Genomic DNA, 4,061 nt, shown 5'->3' with positions numbered 1-4,061 from the left:
AAAAAATAAAAAAAAGAGGGGCGAAAAGATATTTGAACGATATCGCGTCACGCTAAAAGCGTGAAGGTCGCAGGTTCGAATCCTGCCACCCCGACTAACAAAGCTGAATACTAAAAATATTTAGCTTTTTTTATTTTAAAAATGTTTACAGTATATATCCTTTTTTCTGAAGAAATTCAAAAACATTATGTTGGTTATACCAGTAAATCCGCTGATGAAAGGCTAAAGGAACATTTATACAACCATCTTGGATTTACTGCGAGAGCTCAAGATTGGATAATTATTTTTCAACAGAAGGTAATTTTAAAATCAGAAGCGTTACTGCTTGAAAAAAAAATAAAAAAAAGAGGGGCGAAAAGATATTTGAACGATATCGCGTCACGCTAAAAGCGTGAAGGTCGCAGGTTCGAATCCTGCCACCCCGACTAAAATAAATACCAACAGAAACTAAAACCTTGTAAATCGTATGATTTATAAGGTTTTGTGGTTTTTGCGATATCATAAGAATTGAATCTGAATGATTTAATTCGGTTCACAAATCGGTTAACACATTTAAAATTAAAAAGTGTGAACCTAATTAGAGTTTAACAAATTGTATTTGAAATAGTTGATTTGACTTTCGTCTTAACATAAATGTTTAATTAAAAGACGACAACTATGCAACTAAATGAAGATAATATTGCTTAGGTATAGATGGTGTAAAATGGCTTATTACAAATAGACAAAAAGCACATAAAAAAGTTAAAATACCTCTACTTCCAATTTCAGAAATGCTAATTACTAAATATAAAGGCAATATTAAAGCTAAAAAAACCAAAACACTGTTTCCTACTATTTCTAACCAGAAACTAAATGCTTACTTGAAAGAAATTGCAGATTTATGTAAAATTGGCTATTTCGGTCTGACCATGCCACCTGTTTCGGTTCAAATGGTGCCACTTTAAAAGATGTTGCAATGATATAATTTTTTTAATTTACTTTGATATAATTTTTCCTTTTCTTAATGATTTTCCTTTGAGTTCTATCCTGTGCGAAGAGTTTACAATTCTGTCTAAAATAGCATCTGCAATTGTACCTTCTCCTATGATTCCATGCCAAAGTGATACAGGTATTTGTGATGCTATAATTGTTGAGTTGGTATTATAGCGATCATCTATGATATCCATCAAAGCTTCTCTGGCATTAGTATCAAAGTCTTGTAAACCAAAATCATCTAATATTAATACATCCGTTTTCACCAATTTATTTAGTTCTTTAAGGTATGTTCCATCAACTTTGGAGAGTTTAAGGTGCTTAAAAAGCCTTGCTGTATTGGTGTAGATTGCTTTATACTCCATCAAACAAGCCTCTTGTCCTAATGCTTGGGCCAAATAACTCTTGCCTACACCAGAAGCACCTGTTAGAATTATGTTTTCCTTTCTTTTTATAAAATCTAGTGTAGCCAAGCGCGTAAACATGTTCTTATCTAAACCTCTTTGAGAGGTGTAATCAACCTCTGCAATGCTTGCCTTTTGCCTAAATTTGGCTTGTTTTAAAAGACGGTTTATCTTTCTATTCTGACGGTCTTCCCATTCGTGGTCTGTTAATAACGCTAAGTATTCGTCAGGGGTCATTTCGATTACATAGTTTTCTTTAACGTGTTGATGATGCAATTCTGCCATGGCGCCTAGACGCATTTGCTTTAGTTTTTCAAGGGTTTGATTGTTGTTCATTGTTTATGTATTTAGGTTTTGTTTCTATTGATATGCTGATGCTCCTCGTATGTTTTGATGAGAAGGGATGTGATTTTCTTTTTCCTCTAAATCTTGATAGAATAAATTGTTTTTATCTTGGTTGTTTTTAAGCATGTTTTTAATGCGTGTATAAGAAACAGCATCTGCAGTTAAGGCTCTTTTACAAGCCTTGTCTAACCTTTGTGAGCTGTATATTTTATGAAGCTGTATAAGTCCCATTGCACGTTTGTAGGCTATTTCAGGGTAGTCCATTTTTACAAGTATAGCTTCCACACATTTCAATACATATTCACCATGAGGGGCTGCTTGTTTCATAAAAAAATCTGGACTCCACTCCCTATATTTTTGATGCGTACTACTTAGATGCTCTTTGTTTGTGGTATAAATTCCTTTCCCTTTATTTCTTTGATGTATCGCTATGCGTTGGTGGTTATAATATACTTCTACTGTTGTTTTAGTGTATTGTATCTGAGTCATTTTACCAATATATCTGTAAGGTACGCTGTAATAATTTTTACTTGGTGAAAAATATACATAACCCATTTTTTGCACCTTTGCCCTTGCATACTCTTTCATTTGATAGGCAGATGTGGGTAATGGTTTTAAATATTCTCGTTCTATGGATTGGAAGAGCTCTCTGCGACTAGCTTGTTTAAGCTGAAAAAGTAAATCGTTGTATACAGTAAGGCGTCGTCTTATCTCTTTATTTAAATCACTTAGGGTAAAAAAGGTCATCTCTCTAATGGGATAATAAATGCGTTGGTAAGCAAGATGAACTGCGTTTTCAACAAGTGCTTTATCCTGCGGAGAATAGCTTCTGGTAGGGTTGATGACACAGTTGTAATGACGCGCAAAATCTTTAAAACTTCGATTGATCTCTGGCTCATATTTACTTGCTCTGGTTACAGCAGATTTAAGATTATCTGAAACAATAGCTGTTGGAACACCTCCATAAAAGCTCAATGCATTTGCACAGCAGGTAATAAAATCTTCACGCTTTTGGCTTAGACAGGCTTCTACAAAGGTATATTGGCTATTAGGAAGGATAGCTAAAAAGACTTCTACCAATATAATTTCACCCGTATTTTTATCGATCAGTGTAAGTTTTTTTCCTGCATAGTCTACATACATCTCTTTACCAGGGTCATGATTGAGTTTCATTGATCCTTTTAGTTTAGGGTATTTACGCCGATAATGCTCCGTAAATTGAGTGTAACTGTAAGCATTAGAACTCTTCTCAGCATAATCATTGTAGTGAAATAAAAGGGTAAATCCAGGATGGTTACTGGCTTTATTGACATCTTCAAAATAACGCATCAACTCATCATATCGCGTGTTATCAATGGTTGTACGTGAAGGAAACAAGACTTCTAAACGAGCGTCATCGAAACTTAGCAAGTCCTCTAAAGAGTGCTCATTGGCTTTAAAGAGTTTGATATAAGTGTTAATCGTGTTACGGGATATACCCAAGATAGCTCCAATTTTACGGTTGCTAATGCCATCTAAATGAAGGCTGATAATTTGTTTTAAATCCATAGTATCAAGTGTGTTTGCCATTTCTTGTTGTTTTGAACAACAAGTTTAATTACTTGATCTTAAAAAGTGGCACAAATCGAACCGATATAGGGTAGATAAATACTAAAAAATGGCACAAATCAAACCGTAATCACTGGCACAGTTAGACCGAAATGACTGGCACAAATCGAACCGCTATATCCAAAAATCAAAAAAAATCTAACATTTCATATTGCCAGGCACACTTTTGCAACTACAGTTACCTTAAGTAATGGAGTGCCTATTTAAACCGTATCAAAATTACTAGGTCATTCTAAAATAGCTACAACTCAAATTTATGCTACAGTGATTGAAAGAAAAGTTAGTGATGGTATGGCTTTATTAAGAAAACAACTAGAACAAAAATCTAATCCTTCCACAAAAATTAAGGTTTTATAATTAGTTACTTACAATTTTTAGCTTCTTACTTTTTTGTTCTACTAATTTAATATTGTTACTAACTAAGTTAGTTTAATCTTCAAATTTTAAAGGTGTGTTTATCCAAAAATCATTTTTAAAGTCAAACACAGCTTTAGTTGCATGTATTAATGGTTTATTTTTTTCAATAAAATTTTTATCTGCAGGTAACTTTTTATTTGGAAATATTTTCTGAACAAACATTTCTCTAAACTGATAAAACTTAAAAGGTGGTGCATCACTTACAAGAAAATCATTATGGTCTTTTATTCTTTTAAACTCGACAGTAATTCTATTTATAAAATCTTCTTTACTTTTATCTTCCTCAAAAAATGATTCTAATTTCTTACCATCTAT

General features: G+C 33.1%; 5 protein-coding genes, 2 tRNA genes and 1 pseudogene. 5 read left to right on the top strand and 3 right to left on the bottom strand.

Annotated elements, in window-relative coordinates:
- Window positions 1-19 precede the first annotated feature (19 nt).
- From HKP48_RS08105 to HKP48_RS08095, 4 genes are all read left to right on the top strand, one after another.
- Window positions 20-87 (top strand) — tRNA-Phe (locus HKP48_RS08105).
- A 54-nt stretch (window positions 88-141) separates the two neighbouring features.
- Window positions 142-387, top strand: a complete 246-nt coding sequence (locus tag HKP48_RS12260; protein WP_363928606.1) for a GIY-YIG nuclease family protein — start codon at window positions 142-144, stop codon at window positions 385-387.
- A tRNA-Phe gene (locus HKP48_RS08100) sits at window positions 351-418 on the top strand. Before HKP48_RS12260 ends, HKP48_RS08100 begins: the two co-directional genes overlap by 37 nt.
- 352 nt (window positions 419-770) lie before the next feature.
- Window positions 771-944 (top strand): hypothetical protein, encoded by a 174-nt coding sequence (locus HKP48_RS08095; RefSeq protein WP_296344668.1) that lies wholly within the window; start codon window positions 771-773, stop codon window positions 942-944.
- A 30-nt stretch (window positions 945-974) separates the two neighbouring features.
- Here HKP48_RS08095 and istB read toward each other — a convergent pair whose 3' ends face one another.
- Together istB and istA are read right to left on the bottom strand one after the other, a co-directional pair.
- Window positions 975-1,712: an IS21-like element helper ATPase IstB gene (gene istB / locus HKP48_RS08090; RefSeq protein WP_296344666.1), complete on the bottom strand. Its 738-nt coding sequence runs from the start codon at window positions 1,710-1,712 to the stop codon at window positions 975-977.
- Window positions 1,713-1,736: 24 nt separating this feature from the next.
- Window positions 1,737-3,290 (bottom strand): IS21 family transposase, encoded by a 1,554-nt coding sequence (gene istA / locus HKP48_RS08085; RefSeq protein ID WP_296344664.1) that lies wholly within the window; start codon window positions 3,288-3,290, stop codon window positions 1,737-1,739.
- Between the two features lie 165 nt (window positions 3,291-3,455).
- Between istA and HKP48_RS08080 the strand changes: the two are divergent.
- Window positions 3,456-3,686: pseudogene (locus HKP48_RS08080) on the top strand (tyrosine-type recombinase/integrase); the annotation flags it as partial.
- Between the two features lie 72 nt (window positions 3,687-3,758).
- Here the strand turns inward: HKP48_RS08080 and HKP48_RS08075 are convergent.
- Window positions 3,759-4,061 (bottom strand): hypothetical protein (locus tag HKP48_RS08075; protein WP_296344661.1); only part of this gene is annotated, 303 nt, incomplete at its 5' end.

The sequence above is a fragment of the Winogradskyella sp. genome, from assembly GCF_013042245.1.
Taxonomy (GTDB): Bacteria; Bacteroidota; Bacteroidia; order Flavobacteriales; family Flavobacteriaceae; genus Winogradskyella.
This window is presented reverse-complemented; position numbering and strand designations above follow the sequence as displayed.